Below are 16985 nucleotides of genomic sequence, written 5' to 3' on the forward strand. Positions count from 1 at the left end.
ATGGCCCTGTGGGAACATTGCAAGAACTTACCGATTACTGTGAGCATTTAGAGAAGCGACGACGGCACTTTGCGTCTTGCTGCCAGCACCTCAAAGCAGGCTGACTTCAAGTTTATTCATCGGCTTTATCTTTCTACACAGCCAACCAGACAATGGGTTAGGTAACTCTTGCTAAAAATCACCATTTTTCAGTTAAATAGCACAATTTAGCTCATCCTTATCCATTTGAACCCTGCCTTGTCGGTTTTTTCGCGACTTAGTGACTTGTCGTTGCTTGAATCTAAACTTCGAGTGCATTATGTTGTTTTAACTTGGGTGGCCGGATTTCCTTCGCCGGATTTCCTTCCGGATTTCCTTGCCGAATTTCCTTAGCCGGATTTCCTTGTAACCGGATTTCCATTGTTGATTAAATCATTCCGTAGCGCGTAATAGCTCCTCGGAGGCTGGCCGATTAGATAATTTGCTTGCAAAAGGGAATACCCAGAATTGCTGGAGCACATTTTTCCTAATTAGTCATAAGTTGAGCAGTAATCTCATGGCGAATAGCACCATCAACTTTAGCTAATTTCGTTAAATTTATAAACGGCTCATAAAAGCAATATACGCCCACTCACTTTCTGCACGACTTGTTCTTATCATTCTAATAATTCGCAAGATTGCTTTTAGAAACAACCGTTGATATGGTAGATTTTTAAACAACGCCACCAGCAAAACCTAGTGAAAACTATTGCTGTTCAGCATATCTCGGAGATGGATTTTTATGGTTGTTGAGCAGCAACTGGAACGTGCGCGTCTGGAATTACTTGATATGGGTCTTCGATCCAACCCTCAGCTGAATTACCGCAGTGGTAGTAAAGCCCTCGACATTATTGATGAGCAATCTGCCAAGATATTTGAAATGCTCGTTGAGCAAGAAAACACACTCAGCTTTTTACCACTGCCAGAAGCTTATCAGCAAAAAATTGCCGACAGCGAAGATGAAGGATCATTCTTTCAGACCGACGATGATTTGGAATTGCCACCTCTTGATTTATACCTCGAACAGAAAAAGGGAGCGGCCCGCTTCACCGACAAATACCTACAAACCGGATTAGTGCCCGCCAAGCTGGATAAAGCCCTGCTGAAACTGGAAACCGAAGCCCATACAATGCTGCAAGAGCAAGGTGTTGAGGTTCTGTATTTAGCACTTGGTTTTTTACAGTGGAATGAGCCAACAAACTCATCTGTTTCAAGATATGCACCTTTAATTCTGATCCCAGTTCAACTAATGCGATCATCAGCCAGAGATAGCTTCAAATTGCGCTACACAGGCGAAGAGCTGGGTTCAAACCTGACCTTAGCTGCAAAACTAAGGACTGAGTTTAAGTTAATGCTTCCCGCTTATTCTGATGAGATGGTCATCACAGATTATTATCAGGCGGTATCAGATGCGATTACAGCGCAACCTTCATGGCGAGTGCATCAGGATAAAATTGGTTTAGGGCTGTTCTCTTTTGGCAAGTTTCAAATGTACATGGACTTGGACCCTACAGGCTGGCCGGAAGGAAAAAAACCATCACAGTTACCGTTGATTGGCCGCTTATTTCGTGATGGCTTTTCCCACGATGCAGAGATCAATCCTGCAGATCTGAATCATCCAGAAAAACTCCACTTGGTAAAAGACGCCGATTCCAGCCAGATTGAAGCTATCTTGGCGATGAAGTCTGGCGCGGACCTGATCATTCAAGGGCCGCCAGGTACAGGTAAATCCCAAACAATCACCAACATTATTGCCGAAGCGGTTGCGCTGGGTAAAAAGGTGCTGTTTGTTGCACAAAAAATGGCAGCACTTGAGGTGGTGAAAAAACGCCTTGATGAAACTCATATGGGCTACGCCGTACTCGAACTACATAGTCACAAAAGTACCAAGAAATCTGTGCTTGGTTCTATTGCTGAGTCACTTGAGCAAGGTCGGCCACAAACAGCAAACCGGGAGCAAGAGTTTTCAGATTTAGCTGAATCAAAAGCCTCGCTGGATGCTTATGTGCATGCTATCCGAGCCCCTATTCTGCGTAGCGGTATCAATTACATTGAAGCGTTGGGCTCATTGCTGCAATTGAAGACAAAGGATCCCGACAACTCCTTACCAGCCCTCCCCTTTAGCTACTTCGAACAATGGACAGCAGAGCAATACAGCAATGCCAGAAAACTGGTGACTGAATTAGTGCTGCAACTAGCATGCGTTGGCATACCTGCAGCGCATCCATTTGCGATATCTGGCCGCACTGACTTTTCACCTGCGTTGCAGCAGGCATTAACCTCTACTTTGGCGGAGATATGCCAATTACTTAGCCAACTTGATACCCAAGCCCAAACTGTCAGTATTTTTCTCAAGCTTGAGAAACCACAAAGCTTGCAACAAGTCACGCCGCTGATTTCAACTACAAGCTGGTTATCTGAAGTGCCAGATCTTAAAAGCGTTAAAGTAAATAACCCCATATGGGCTTTAGAAACAAAGAGGATAGATAACGGCCTGACCTGCCTGGCCAATTTCTTATCACTCAAAGCAAGCAGTGAACAGCATTTTATCGCTCAAGCGCTGGATGCCGATTTGCTGAGTATCAGGCAAGGGCTTATTGGCAAAACAGATAAATGGTGGCGTTTCCTGTCGTCCAGCTATCGCCAAGCCAAAGCACAGTTAGCAGGGCTTTGGCTTGGCGCGCTGCCCGCTTCGTCTACCGACTGGCTTACTGCATTAGATACTGCCTTAACTTACCAAAGCGCGAAAAAAGAGTTAACTAGCTACCACACTCTGTTATCTGAAACTTTTGGCGCGCAGTGGCAAGGCGAATTTTCGGAGCACAGTGAATTAACGCAAATAAACAGCTGGATAAACACCTTTTACACAAAGGTAAACCGCCTTGAATTGTCGCAGTCATTGGCTGAACTGATTGATACGGGCCTTGATAAAAAGCTGCTGCGTGACCATACAAACTCACTGACAGCGCTCTGCACAGGCATATCTGTACAATTGAAAACACTGAAAGAGTTGATACAAATACCCAACAGCAATCCAAACCATGACTTAGCAGCAATGCAATTTACGCAACTAAATATCTGGTTAGAAGGCTGGAAAAACTCTGCCCTACTTTACGATTTTGCACGCTACAACCAGATTATTAAGGCGTTTGAGCCTTATAACATCAATGACTTCACTAAACATGCTTACTCATGGCATGCAGCCCCAGACTTGCTAATGACGGTATTCGAACTTAGCTATTATTCTGGTCTGGTTAACAATGCCTATGACAGCTCAGAAGCAATACGGCACTTTGACCGTAATAAACATGAACAAAGCCTACGCGACTTTAAACGTATTGATGGTAACAGTTTGTTTTTCGCCCAAGAATTTTTAGTAAACAGCCTATACGAGCGCTTGCCAAAGAAAACAGCTAAAGGTGAAATGGAATTAGTACTGCGTGAGTTAGGTAAGAAAAAACGCCATATTCCTATTAGGAAATTGCTGGCTGAAGCAGGTACAGTGATCCAGCAAGTAAAACCTATTTTTATGATGAGCCCTATGTCCATCGCCACCTACCTAAAACAAGGTGCGTTAGATTTTGACCTGGTGATTTTTGACGAAGCAAGTCAAATTCCAGCACCCGATGCCTTAGGCGCAATGCTGCGCGGGCGGCAAGTGATTGTGGTAGGTGACAGTAAGCAAATGCCACCAAGCAACCTATTTGGTAAAGCTGTTGAACTGGAAGAGGAAGAACTGGAAAACAGCGCCACCGCAGAAATGGAAAGTATTCTGGCATTAATGGAAGCCCGTGGTGCGGCAAGTAAAATGCTACGCTGGCACTACCGTTCTCGCCACGATTCACTGATCGCAGTGTCCAACGACCAGTTTTATAAAAACAAGTTAGTGGCCTTTCCAAGCCCAGGCTTTCACCCCGATGCAACAGGACTGAAGTTTCATTATTTACCTGAAACACATTACGACAAAGGCAGCTCTCGCACTAATACTGGCGAAGTAAAAGCTGTTGTAGCAGCAGTACTGAATCACGCTTTAACTAAACCTCACCTATCGTTAGGCGTTGTTGCGTTTAGCCTTTCGCAACGAGATGCTATCTTGCTTGAGCTGGAAAAAGTGCGCCGCTTACAGCCAGAAACCGACGAATTCTTTGCACGCCATGCAGGTGGCGATGAGTTTTTTGTAAAGAACCTGGAGAACGTGCAAGGCGACGAGCGCGACGTTATTTTGATCAGCATTTGTTACGGAAAAACCAGCACAGGCCAGCTGAGCCAGAATTTTGGCCTTCTGAACAAACCGGGCGGCGAACGGCGATTAAACGTATTGATTTCACGTGCACGATTGGCAATGGAAGTGTTCGCCAACTTCAAAGGCGATGAACTAAAAGTTGGCGCAGACAGCACTTTTGGTGTGCGTTCACTGCAAATCTTTTTGCAGTTTGCCGAATCAGGCCAGTTGAACAAAGCCTATGAAAAACAGCAGGAACAAAACTTTGCTTTTGGCACCCTACTGCATCAGGCAATCCAGCGTTTGGGGTATCAGGTAGCCACCCGAGTCGGCAGTCAGGGTTATTACATCGACTTAGCCATCAAGCATCCTGAAGACCCAAGTAAATTTGTATTGGCGCTGGAATATGACGGCGCAGGCTATTATGGAGCTACTTCGGCACGCGACCGCGAAAGGTTGCGGCAAAGTGTACTGGAAGGCCTTGGCTGGAGCTTTGAACGCATTTGGTCTACTGACTGGTTTCGAGATCCAGATGCAGAGTTACATCGCCTGAAAATACTCATAGACAAAGCCATAACCCAACATGACGAACTGATGGTAACAATGGCAGCACAAGCCAATAGCACCATACAAGTGAAACACAAAGTTGCTGCGCCAGAGGCCATTGCAACGCCAATAATGCGGATTGAAGAAGAACAATCAGAATTTGAAGCCTGTACTACGCCCTATAAAAAAGCCGATGTGTCTAAGCTCAATATTCCGCATGTCGATGATTTCAGCGCCATCCCTTTAAGTATGTTGGTGTATGCGGTTGAACGTATTGTTGAAACCGAATACCCAATATTCACCAGCCTAGTTGCTACTCGTTTAGCCAACGCTGCAGGCCTGACAAGGGTTGGCGCCAAAATTAAACGCACTGTAGACCAAGCCATTACAGGCGCTATTGCCAAAGGATTAATCCAGTTAGATAGCGATGAAGTGTTATGGCCGCATGGCCGCAGTACAGTCAAGTTAAGAAACTGGAACAGCGTCGACACAGCCACCCGTAAGCTGGAAAACGTCTGTGATGCCGAGCTCACAAACGCCTTATTGCTGACAGTGCAAGACGCCCACGCTATCAGCGTAACGGACGCAGCATCAGCTGCTTTGGGCTTATTGGGTTTCCAACGTGCCACAGCTCAGGCGACAGAACGGATGGCGAAGTTAGCGCAGATTCAGTGTGATAAAAATGTGTTGGTTTGTGAGAATGAGCGGTTGAAAATATCAATCAATTAATCAGGCAACCAATAAATCAGGCCATATATGGCCTGATTTTCTCTGCTTAATAAGCACTTGTCAGTCTCATCTATCGGATAACAGGCCATATATGGCCCGTTAATCCTCTGAAATGAAAGCGTACAAAAGCGATCTTGAGAAGCATATCTTCGATTGGTAGGTGAGGATCTGCAACGCCCAGCGCAATCACATTAGCGCCTTCGCAGCTATCATATCTGTTGCATACCGTACAGACGGATACCTATGGTCAAGTCCAGACTGGCATAGGTTGGCAATATAAGTCGTCTCAATTTGCCCGATCATTAGCGTCGAAAATGAAACCCTTCTTGAGCAATTTTGATATTTAGGAGACACACCATGATTGAAAAAATCGCAACTATCCAATGGCAAGGTAAAGGTAAGAAAGGCCAAGGTAAAATAAGTACCGAGACCGATGCACTGAAGCAATATCCGTATGGCTTCGGTAGTCGCTTCGAGGATAACCGACGTGGCACGAACCCTGAAGAGATACTAGCTGCCGCCCATGCCGCATGTTTTACGATGGCGTTTTCATTCGCCTGCGACAAGGCAGGGTTTACCACCGCCAATATTGACACCAAGGCCAGTGTACGTCTCGCTAAACAAGGCGAAGGTTTCGTTATAGACCGCATCGCATTGACTATGATCGCAGAGGTTGCGGGCATCGACGAAGCGAAATTCCAAGAGATTGCGGCTGCGGCAAAGTGTGACGGTCCGGTATCGAAGGCCCTTGCTGGTGTTGAAGATATTACCCTGCAAGCGACACTGAAATAACTCATCTCCTGAGACACGGTATCAGCCAGCGCCATGTGGCTAAGCTGTACTAACACCAGCGCCAGATCTGCCGCTAAAATTAATTTTTTAATTGGTGTGTTCATATCGCCCACTAAAAATGTTTCCCACAACCTTTAACATTATCGATTGTATTTTCTATGGTGAATGACCAGCGGTCTGGTGTCAGTGTGTTCACGCACCCACTAAATAGTTTGGATTTGGCTGCGAACTCGGCGACTTAGGCATCTGGCAGTTCATCACTTCCACAAAAATGATACTTACGTTAGATAGCGTACGGACAGCGTCACCGCTTTTGCATACTACATAGGTATCAACCCTCTAGGAAAACAAACATTCGAAGGAGACAGTGCTTATGTTACGCACAGTTAAGAATATGGAGGACTATGTCATCAGTGCTACAGATGGCAACATTGGTCATGTTAAAGATGTCTATTTCGATGACGAAACTTGGTGCATTCGCTATCTCGTTGTTGACACTGGCACTTGGCTTTCCAGTAGAAAAGTACTGATTTCGCCTATCTCGATAGGCCAAGCTAATTGGGCGGACAAGCTGTTGCCCGTCTCTATCACAAAAGTTCAAGTCGAGAACAGCCCCGACATCAGCACCCAAAAACCTGTCTCTCGACAGCAAGAAATTCGCTTACTTGAGTACTACGGCTATCCCTATTATTGGGGCGGTGACGGGATGTGGGGCGGGGGTGTGTATCCGAATATGATGTTAACGGGTTACGTCGGCTTAGCGTCTCCACCTGATGTCGAACATCCAGAAGTAGCTAAGACTAATGCACAAACTAAAGCCGAGCAGCACCAAGATGACGACATTCATCTGCGTAGTTGTCAGGCAGTAATCGACTACCGCATTCATGCGACCGATGGTGACATTGGCCACATACAGGACCTGCTTATCGATGAAGAAACTTGGGCCATTCGATACCTGATAGTGAATACGAGTAACAGGTGGCTAGGTCATCAAGTGCTGATTCCTGCTGATTGGATCGAAGATGTGAGTTGGCCCGATGCCAAGGCGTCTGTCAATCTGACACGACAGGCAGTGAAAGACGCTCCGCCGTATAACCCAACGGTGCCAGTTGATCGTAAGACGGAAATGCATATTTACCATCATTATGGTCGCCCCAGTTATTGGCTGGATGACAAGAAACATGAAAGCATAAAATCCCCCCTAAAAGCACGTTAGACACAAACAACGATAATGTTAAGAGGTGCTAAATGTTAGTTGGAGCTATCTCTAAATCCACAGAATCATCTACAGAAGCGAAAAGTGTCGCTATTTTTGGTGGTGGTATTGCCGGACTAACGGCAGCGCATGAATTTGCAAAACTTGGGTATAAAGTCAAGGTATTCGAGGCGAATGCGGATGCGGGTGGTTTTTTTAGAAGTGCCAGAAGGAAAGAAGATCAGGGTATGCCTTCTGAATACTCTTGGCATGGAATGGGCCCTTGGTATAATAATTTTTTCGAACTCATCAAGGAGATCCCCTTTGATGAGCATTCCAGTCTCTATGACAATATTCTTTCTCGGCCAGTGGTATTCGGCTTGGCGCCTAATTCAGGTTCAGCTCATTTTGGTGATTCTAACTCCAGCAATGTCGATTTGGAAAACCTGTTTAGTATGACGACCAAAGAAAAATGGCTTTGGTGTTGGCTGATGGGAAAAGCATGGTGTTCAAATACCCGAAGTAGCCAAAAGTACAGCAACATCAACGCTAAAGAAGCTTGGCGACCTTATTTAGCCGCTTCGACACTGAGTACCTGGAGTTCCACTTTTGGCCCTTGGGTGGGCTCTGACTGGTGTCATGTTTCTTTCCATCATGTGGCGCATTTTTTCCGTAAGCAATTGGTCACTAAGTATTGCTATCGTCATCAAGCAGACAGTGAAGGAGGGCCATGGGAACACAAGGCCCGTACGGGATGGCTGCTTCTGAACGGGCCCAGCAGTGAGGTTTGGTTTGATAAGTGGGTCGATGACCTGAAGCAAAAGCAGGTTGAGTTTTATTGGCAGACCCCACTTCATCGTTTGAGTTTTGAAAATAACCGCATAACAGCGGCAGAACTGGACAATGGCGAAACCGTTCAGGCCGATATCTATGTCCTCGCACTGAATCCCTTTTCTGCGGCAGATATTCTAGACAGAACCCCGCTGCTTCAAAATCAACCGAAACTCAATCTTTTTAAATCCTTGGTACAACAGGGGCCGCATACCCAAGTGTCTTTTAGAATTGGCTTCAAAGAAAAAATGTCTTGGCCGCGAAAGCGATGCGCGCTGGTTATTTCAGACTCCGCTTTTAACCTGACACTTTTTGCTCAGGAACAAGCGTGGGGAGAGTCGAGTTCACTGGGGGAAGATATTCAATCACTATGGACGATTACTGCTTGCGTTTCAAAAGTCCCAGGCCCTGTTCATGGCCTTTGTTTGGAACAATGCACTGAGGAGCAATTCCTTGATGAAGTGTTATTTCAATTAAAGCAGTGTGATGCCCTAGATGAACTGGTGAAAAAGGCTAACGGCGGCAAAAGCTGGCAAGACTTTTCCATTGTAAAAATCAAAGTTTGGCATGAATGGGCGTTTTCTCCCGAAGGCATAACATCTGCGCAGCCCAAATGGGTGAATTCGACCCACACCCAGCAATATATGCCACAACAAAAGACATCAATATCCAACCTTGTTCTAGCAGGTGCTCACACCCAAACGACAGCTGATGTGTGGAGCATTGAGGCCGCGGTCGAGAGTGGCAAGCTTGCGGTAAAGGTCTTTGAGCCGCAGCTCAAGGTCATTCCACAGTCGAACTTTCTGGTGTTGAACATCCTTGGGAAAGTGGATGATGTACTTTATTACTTCAAACTGCCTAACGTGTTGGATGTTGGCTTGGTATTAATAGTTTTGTTATCTGTGAGCGCCATCGCCTTTGGGATTGGCGGATAAAGCCTTGCTTATGTAAAAGACAAATAACGCAGGGTGTATGAATGACCATGAGGATAATGCTGGCTGACAAGGTCAAAGTGAATTGCCCAACAGCGATTCCTGACGTTGAGATTGCGGCCATCGTCATCACCTTTTTCTGCTTATGGACATGACGATCTATGCGTTATCTCCAAAATCAAGTGGGTGCAAGGAGTACCTTTCTTAATTACTTTAGTTCACTCGAAATATTCGCCCTCCATAGCTCGTTCATAAGCTTAGAATCCCTAGGCTTCTATCCACAGTGTCGGAGAGTGAATGCCATGGCACACCTGTATGGGTGATATCAGGCTAACACTAAGAACATCGCAGCTGAACTAACAAGTCATGCAGCTCAATTTCCATAAAAAATAAGCCAAATGAAAAGGCGGCAGGTGAAATTCACCCTGCCGCTCTAATCCTTGATTACTTTCTTTCTAGCTTCTAGATGGTTTCTAGATACTTACTGCTTCGAAAGGCGTTACTAGCCTTAAAGTCGTCTTGCCTCTATCACACTATCGACTTGGGTGAGTTTCGATAACACTCGCGATAAACCATCAAGGTTATAAAGCTCCAGTTCCAACTCAATCGCGGCGGTCTGGTTTTTAGTATCCGATGATGAGCTCATGGCCAATACATTGGATTTTTCGGCGGCCAGCACTGAGGTTAAGTCACGCAATAAACCGCTGCGATCGTGGGCCAATACCCGTAAACGCATCCGATAACCGCCGGAGTAATTTTCGCCCCAGACCACATCGACACCGCGCTCTGGGTGAACCCGCATCAACTCTTTAACCTGTTCACAATCAGCGCGATGCACAGAAATGCCACGGCCTTTCGTGATAAAACCTAAGATTTCATCACCGGGAACTGGCTGACAACAACGGGCGATATGGTTAAGCAAGTTACCCACACCATTGACTTCAACCTGACCACGGCCACTAGAAGTCGGCTTATGTTGACCTTTCTTGACTAATTCTTCGACGGCGTCTTCTTCCGACACTTCGTCCAGACGCAGACGGCTCTGAATATGGTTAACCACTTGATGCAGACGCACATCACCGCCGCCAATCGCCGCAAGTAAGTCATCCATGCTCGCCATATTAAAGCGCTCGACCGCGATGGCTGCATCTTTAATTTTCAAGCTCACCCGCGCCAATTCGGATTCAAGCATTTCTTTGCCGGCGACAATATTCTTGTCTCTGTCCTGCTGCTTGAACCAATGCTGGATTTTCGAACGCGCCCGCGAGGTACGGATATAACCTAAATTTGGGTTAAGCCAGTCGCGCTTGGGGTTGGGCTGTTTCGAGGTGATGATCTCGATACGCTCGCCGGTTTCGACCTGATAGGTGAACGGTACAATACGGCCATCGACCTTAGCACCAATACATTTATGCCCCACTTGGGAGTGAATGTAATAGGCAAAGTCGAGCACGGTTGAGCCCAGTGGCAAGTCGACGACTTCACCGCTTGGGGTGAACACATAGACTCTATCTTCAAACACTTGGCTGCGCACTTCTTCAACCAAGTTGCCACTTTCGACCACGTCCTCCTGCCATTGCAGAATTTTACGCAGCCAGTTAATTTTTTCTTCGTAGCCGCTTTGCTTACCGGAATGATTGCCTTCTTTGTATTTCCAGTGTGCGGCCACGCCCAGCTCGGCATCTTCATGCATGTCTTGGGTACGAATTTGAATTTCAACGGTTTTGCCCTCAGGCCCCACCACTACGGTATGAATCGATTGATAACCGTTAGGCTTAGGGTTAGCGACATAGTCGTCAAATTCCCGTGGAATATGGTGCCAAAGGGTATGCACCACACCCAATGCGCCATAACAATCCTGCAGACGCTCGGTCACGATACGCACGGCACGCACATCAAACAACTCATCAAATTTGAGGTGTTTGCCCTTCATCTTGCGCCAAATACTGTAGATGTGTTTCGGCCGACCGTAGACCTTAGCGCGAATTTGATCTTCATCTAATCTTTGTTGCAACTCCCTGACAAACTTGTCGATAAAGACTTCACGATCCAGCCGTTTGCCATCTAATTGCTTGGCAATATCTTTGTAAGTGTCTGGATGCAAATAGCGGAAAGAAATATCTTCCAGCTCCCACTTTAATTGACCAATACCCAAACGGTTAGCCAGCGGCGCATAAATATCGGCAATTTCGCGGGCCAGCAGCACCCTGGTTTCTTCATCGGCATTTTTCACCGCCCGCAGCAAACACACACGTTCGGCCAGTTTGATCACCACCGCACGCACATCTTCGACCATCGCCAGCAACATGCGGCGGATGTTATCGATTTGCGGCTCGGTTGAGCGGCTATTGGGATTGATTTTCAAGGCGCCGATGGCGTTCATGGTCACGACACTCGCGACTAAACGCGCCAGTGGCTCACCAAATTTTTCTTGAATGGCTTCTTCGGTCAGTAACCCCGCATCGAACACCACAAACAGAATCGCCGCTTGTAAGGTTTCTATGTCCATGTTCAGTGGCGCGAGGATTTCGATCATCTCGCGCCCACGTTCGAGTAGCTCTCTTTTCGCGGCAGGACTCTTAGCGGGTAAGGCTTCGACCTGTGCAATCAAGGTGAGCAGCATCTGCGCCTCATCTGCCTGACTGACATAACGAGCCACCCAATCGTCTAGATTAAAATCGGGATCGTTAAAGTGTGCTTCGCGAACAGAGACCATCTAATTTATTTCCTTATCCGTGCTCAGAGAGAAAGTGGGCACCACTTCGGCTCTCCTATCTTCAGCATTGGCGCGAACTTGTCAAACCTAACTGACCAAATATTCACATTTTTTACGTTTTTCAAACGCTTTGCTTACTTTGTCAGCGCAAATTACTTGGTTAATTCAAACAGTGCCATGGCTTCAATATGATGTGTTTGAGGAAACATGTCGATTAACCCCAATTTTTGCAGCTTGTAACCACGATCTAACAGCACAGCGCTATCACGGGCCAAACTGGCGGGGTTACATGACACATAAACCACTTTGCGCGGTTTCATTTTTTTCAACCATTGCAAGCTTTCAAAAGCGCCAGCTCGAGCAGGATCGAGCAGCAACTTATCAATTTTGCCCATCCAAGGCTCAAGGGATAAATCCGCACTCAAGTCGCCGTGGTAAAAGGTCAGTTTATCCAGATTGTTAGCTTTAGCGTTCACCCGCGCCTGAGTCACCATCTCGGCAACCCCTTCGACGCCAATCACATCTGCACCCATTTTCGCTAAGGGTAAACTGAAGTTCCCCATGCCGCAGAACAAATCCAAAATACGCTCACCCGCTTCGGGGGCTAGCCAATTCATGGCTTGGTTGACCATCGCCTTGTTAACCTGCCCATTCACTTGCACAAAGTTACCGGGCGTGAAGCTTAAACTCACCGCATCAGACTCAGCATTTTCATCTAACAGTTGATAAACAGGTAATACTAACTCGGCACCGACACCTTGGAATTGCCCTTCGTTGTCCTGCAGACAAATGTAGATCTGGTGCTGCTCGGCAAAGGCTGACAGCTTAGCCAAATCTTTATCGTTTAACGCCTTAGTGATACGCAGCACAGCAAAATGACCATTATCTGCCTCAATAAGCTCTAAATGGCCTAGGCTCGACTTAGCAGAAAGTTGGTTTAACAGCTTTGCAAAGGGAGTAATCAAATCCGACAAGGGTTTTGCCAGTACTGGACACTGGCTTATTGCAACCACATTGCTGCTACTGGCCGCGCGAAAGCCTAGACTTAAGTGTTTGGTATTTTTATCGAATACGGTTGCAAGGCGTGCGCGGCGGCGATAGTGCCAACCCTCACCCGTTAACGGGGGTGATAACTCGCCACCTTCAGCACCGGCAAATTTAGCCATGATATCGAGGAGTGCTGCCGACTTGTGTTCTCGCTGGCCCGTTAAAGACATATGCTGCAAATCGCAACCACCACAAGTATGGTAATGGGGGCATGCAGGCGTAACCCGTGCAACACTTGGAGTTTGAACCGAAATTAATTTAGCACGAGCGTAATTTTTCTTTTGCTCAGTCAACTGCACCATCACAGTTTCATTTGGTAGAGCACTAGGGATAAACACGACTTTCCCCTGATGTTGTGCTATACCAGCACCTAGATGATCGAGCTGGTTGACAGTGAGCGACAACTTAGCCGACAACTGTTTGGAACTATTTGGTTTTGCTTTAAAAAATTGCGCCATTTCGGCCTCTAAATCAATAAAATACTGGCAAAGACCGCCCTCTTTCTGGCAGTCTTATAAAATTATCTTAGTCTCTTTCACAGGAAACACCGCCGCTGCTATGACCCCTGTCAACAACATGACCAAATACAGCTTGCGTTCTTGGGTGCTAGTGCTGGCGCTAGCACCGACTATTTTGGTCGGTATCCTTCTGGGCAGTTACTTTACCATAAACCGCTTTTATGAGCTCGAAGATACGCTGATTGAGCAAGGCAGTAATATTATCGAGCCTTTAGCTATTGCCAGTGAAATTGGTTTACTCGGGAATGATCGCGAAGCGACTAAGAGGTTGCTCGCCGCCGCACAAATCAACAAATCGACCTTAGTCAAATCCATCGCCATTTTTGACATCCAAAATCAACTGTTTGTCACATCCCATTACCACAAAGATTTTGAGATCATGCGCTATAAAGAAGCGCTAAACAATTTACACAAAACCGAAATCGAACATGTTGGCGACAGCCTTATTCTACGAACGCCAATTTTTGCTAGTGCGCCTTCTGCTGCTCCCGCGAATTTGGAGATCCAAAACGATGATGGTGAATTACTGGGTTATATCTCAGTCATTATCAACAAGGAACGCGCTCTACTCGAACAGCACAGAGCCGCCGTTGCCGCTTTTATCATTGTGTTACTTGGCGTTCAATTAAACCTGTTATTCACTTTTAGGTTAGTGAAAAATGTAACCCAACCCATTACCGAAATGGTACGGGTAGTCGCAAAGATCCGTGAAGGAAAATTAGATGCACGCTTAGATGGTAATTTAATTGGCGAACTGGATTTACTCAAACGCGGTATTAATGCGATGGCAGGGTCATTGTCGGAATACCACGATGAGATGCAGCAAAATATCGACCAAGCCACCTCTGATTTACGCGAAACCTTAGAGCAAATTGAGATCCAAAACGTCGAGTTAGATTTAGCCAAAAAACGCGCCTTAGAAGCCAGTCGCATTAAATCTGAATTCTTAGCCAATATGTCCCACGAACTACGTACGCCACTGAACGGCGTGATTGGCTTTGCGCGACAACTGGTTAAAACCCCTTTGCATTCGAGCCAAGTTGACTACATCAATACCATTGAACGTAGCGCAACCAATCTGCTAGCTATCATTAACGATATTCTCGACTTTTCGAAACTCGAAGCCGGCAAAATGGTGTTGGAAAATATGCCCTTCGGTTTACGGGAAACCATAGGCGATGCCATTACGTTGATCTCGGGTAGCGCCCAAGCTAAGGGCTTAGAGCTCGTGGTCGATATCGCCCCCAATGTGCCTGACAGTGTGAATGGCGATGCCATGCGCGTATGTCAAATCATCAATAACTTAGTCGGTAATGCAATCAAATTTACCGACTCTGGCAGTGTGCTAGTTAAACTTGAATTACAAAGCCAATCAGAGGAACAAGTGGTCCTCCGCTGCGATGTAACTGATACAGGCATAGGCATCGACGAAAGCCAACAGGACTTTTTATTCCAAGCCTTTGGTCAAGCGGACTCATCTATCTCTCGACGTTTTGGCGGCACAGGACTTGGCTTAGTGATCACTAAACGTTTGGTTAATCAAATGGGCGGCCAAATAGGTTTTACCTCCTCCATCGATAAGGGTTCAAATTTTTGGTTCACTTTGCCACTGGGCTTAGGACAATTCCAAATTGGTGATTCACTACCATTGGACAAGCTCAAAGGTAAAACCATTCTGTTTTATGAGCCTAGAGTACTGACTCATGCGGTTTTAGGCCGCCAATTGCGTCTATGGGATACCAAAGTCACTCATCACCAGCATATCCCTAGCTTGCTGACAACGCTCGCGACCACCGAAGCGCCATACGATTATATTCTGTTAAGTTGTCATGGTTTTAGTGATGCGACGCAATTAGTCAGCACCTTAAATCTCGCGAAGACGAAGACTGACTGTTTAGTCGTTCTGTATGATTGCCAAGAGCAAGATACCCTGACAAAATTTATACGGCCCAGTGCGGATGCAGTACTGTCACTGCCTGTCAGTGAACATCAACTCGCCCGCAATATGCTCTACCCTCCATTGGAATATGACATACCTACCCCGATTGCAAACGTAGCTCCTGCGGCGCGTCAATCCTTAACGGTATTGGCCGTGGATGATAACTTTGCCAATTTAAAACTTATCGACACCTTACTTAGTGAATTAGTCACCACTGTGATTGCCGTTAATAATGGCGATGAGGCGGTCAAACAAGCTAAAACCCGCACCTTCGATTTGATTTTTATGGATATCCAAATGCCGGGCACCGACGGAATTAGCGCGACGAAGCAGATTCGCCAAGGCTCGATGAACCGTAATACGCCAATCATCGCAGTTACCGCCCATGCCATTGCCGAAGAACGTGAATTGATATTAGGCAGCGGGATGGATGGTTATTTACCTAAACCCATCGATGAAGCTGCGCTAAAAATGGTTATCAATCGTTGGATAACAAGACCTAAGTTTACCCATTTTGATCTGCATACTCTTAACTGGGATCTGTGTTTAACCCAAGCTAATCATAAATCGAACCTAGCACTTGAGATGTTAAGAATGCTGCTGGACTCACTACCAGAAACGGTAGAGAAAATTCAGACGGCGCTGAACCAAAATGATCAGGCTACTATGCTCAGTACTATCCATAAATTACACGGGGCTAGCTGCTATTGCGGTGTACCCACCACCCAAAGATTATGCCAAGAGATTGAATCAGCATTAAAACGTGAAACCCCTGTGGAAGATCTCGAACCCGAAATACTAGAGTTACTTGATGAGTTAACTAAGGTAGAATCAGCGGCAAAACAAGTGCTATCACAGCTATCAGCGGAAATAACAGATGACCAAAAAAACGGGCTTCTTTAAGCGTCTTAAAGCGCTAGAACTACCTCAAAAACAACTCTTTGCCATTGCTCTTTGTCAGCGTATGTTGCCCAATTATCAACTGTTTTCAGAAGTCTGCGAATTTGGTGATCCCGCAGTTTTAAACACAGTGTTAGAGTTGTTATGGCAATCCCAGTACGACAATAAACTCAAATTTAATATTGATGTCCATCTACAGCGATTGGAAGATAACACACCCGATCCTGCCGATTTTGAAGCCTATGGTGTCTATCCCGCCATGGATGCAGTTGTTGCACTCTCAACATTGCTAAGTGCAATCCAAGATAAAAATGAAGAAGATATAACCAATATCAGTAAGTTATCATCAAGCACTGTGGCGAACTATATTGAAGCCATCAGCGATGTCGATTTAGTCGATGACGCCCTAGATGATTTCGTCTTCGCCCATGAAGTCATGGAAGAAGAGAAGGAGTTACAAAATTCTCTGCTCGAAATTATTGAAGAAAATCCAAAAATCACTGCGGAATTGGTAAAAGGTCTACGCAAAGACATCATCGAAGCAGGTGTATCCAATATTGGCATTAGCATCGCCTAACAGCCTACATGTATCTAAACTTG

At 46.1% G+C, this 16985-nt stretch carries 8 protein-coding genes and 1 pseudogene; 7 read left to right on the plus strand and 2 right to left on the minus strand.

Features of this window, described 5'->3' with window-relative positions; all coding sequences use genetic code 11:
• From L2744_RS01080 to L2744_RS01100, 5 genes and pseudogenes are all read left to right on the plus strand, one after another.
• Nucleotides 1–104: pseudogene (locus L2744_RS01080) on the plus strand (transposase); the annotation flags it as partial.
• Nucleotides 105–760: 656 nt separating this feature from the next.
• The gene (locus L2744_RS01085) at nucleotides 761–5515 is read left to right on the plus strand and encodes a DUF3320 domain-containing protein (protein WP_248990314.1); all 4755 of its coding nucleotides are present in this window, start codon (nucleotides 761–763) and stop codon (nucleotides 5513–5515) included.
• A gap of 357 nt (nucleotides 5516–5872) precedes the next feature.
• Complete coding sequence (locus tag L2744_RS01090) at nucleotides 5873–6307, plus strand: OsmC family peroxiredoxin (protein WP_248990315.1); 435 nt, start codon at nucleotides 5873–5875, stop codon at nucleotides 6305–6307.
• A 373-nt stretch (nucleotides 6308–6680) separates the two neighbouring features.
• On the plus strand, nucleotides 6681–7523 hold the full coding sequence (locus L2744_RS01095; RefSeq protein WP_248990316.1) for a PRC-barrel domain-containing protein: 843 nt from the start codon (nucleotides 6681–6683) through the stop codon (nucleotides 7521–7523).
• A gap of 32 nt (nucleotides 7524–7555) precedes the next feature.
• A complete protein-coding gene (locus tag L2744_RS01100; protein ID WP_248990317.1) occupies nucleotides 7556–9268 on the plus strand; it encodes an FAD-dependent oxidoreductase in 1713 nt (570 codons plus the stop codon).
• Between the two features lie 505 nt (nucleotides 9269–9773).
• Here L2744_RS01100 and relA read toward each other — a convergent pair.
• Both relA and rlmD read right to left on the minus strand, forming a co-directional pair.
• A complete protein-coding gene (gene relA / locus L2744_RS01105) occupies nucleotides 9774–11981 on the minus strand; it encodes a GTP diphosphokinase (protein ID WP_248990318.1) in 2208 nt (735 codons plus the stop codon).
• Nucleotides 11982–12133: 152 nt separating this feature from the next.
• A complete protein-coding gene (rlmD, locus tag L2744_RS01110) occupies nucleotides 12134–13486 on the minus strand; it encodes a 23S rRNA (uracil(1939)-C(5))-methyltransferase RlmD (RefSeq protein ID WP_248990319.1) in 1353 nt (450 codons plus the stop codon).
• A gap of 100 nt (nucleotides 13487–13586) precedes the next feature.
• Between rlmD and barA the strand changes: the two genes are divergently transcribed.
• Nucleotides 13587–16388 carry a two-component sensor histidine kinase BarA gene (barA, locus tag L2744_RS01115; protein WP_248990320.1) on the plus strand — a complete coding sequence of 934 codons (2802 nt, stop codon included), beginning with the start codon at nucleotides 13587–13589 and terminating at the stop codon, nucleotides 16386–16388.
• On the plus strand, nucleotides 16363–16962 hold the full coding sequence (locus tag L2744_RS01120; RefSeq protein WP_248990321.1) for a YjaG family protein: 600 nt from the start codon (nucleotides 16363–16365) through the stop codon (nucleotides 16960–16962). The genes barA and L2744_RS01120 overlap by 26 nt, the downstream gene beginning before the upstream one ends.
• Nucleotides 16963–16985: the final 23 nt, after the last annotated feature.

The organism is Shewanella profunda (assembly GCF_023283765.1).
Taxonomy (GTDB): domain Bacteria; phylum Pseudomonadota; class Gammaproteobacteria; order Enterobacterales; family Shewanellaceae; genus Shewanella; species Shewanella profunda.

What these genes read in the sequence shown, in the direction of transcription:
- L2744_RS01095 (WP_248990316.1), top strand. Translation starts at nt 6,681, where the DNA reads ATGTTACGCACAGTTAAGAATATGGAGGACTATGTCATCAGTGCTACA.
- rlmD (WP_248990319.1), bottom strand. Translation starts at nt 13,486, where the DNA reads ATGGCGCAATTTTTTAAAGCAAAACCAAATAGTTCCAAACAGTTGTCG.
- relA (WP_248990318.1), bottom strand. Translation starts at nt 11,981, where the DNA reads ATGGTCTCTGTTCGCGAAGCACACTTTAACGATCCCGATTTTAATCTA.
- L2744_RS01100 (WP_248990317.1), top strand. Translation starts at nt 7,556, where the DNA reads ATGTTAGTTGGAGCTATCTCTAAATCCACAGAATCATCTACAGAAGCG.
- barA (WP_248990320.1), top strand. Translation starts at nt 13,587, where the DNA reads ATGACCCCTGTCAACAACATGACCAAATACAGCTTGCGTTCTTGGGTG.
- L2744_RS01090 (WP_248990315.1), top strand. Translation starts at nt 5,873, where the DNA reads ATGATTGAAAAAATCGCAACTATCCAATGGCAAGGTAAAGGTAAGAAA.
- L2744_RS01120 (WP_248990321.1), top strand. Translation starts at nt 16,363, where the DNA reads ATGACCAAAAAAACGGGCTTCTTTAAGCGTCTTAAAGCGCTAGAACTA.
- L2744_RS01085 (WP_248990314.1), top strand. Translation starts at nt 761, where the DNA reads ATGGTTGTTGAGCAGCAACTGGAACGTGCGCGTCTGGAATTACTTGAT.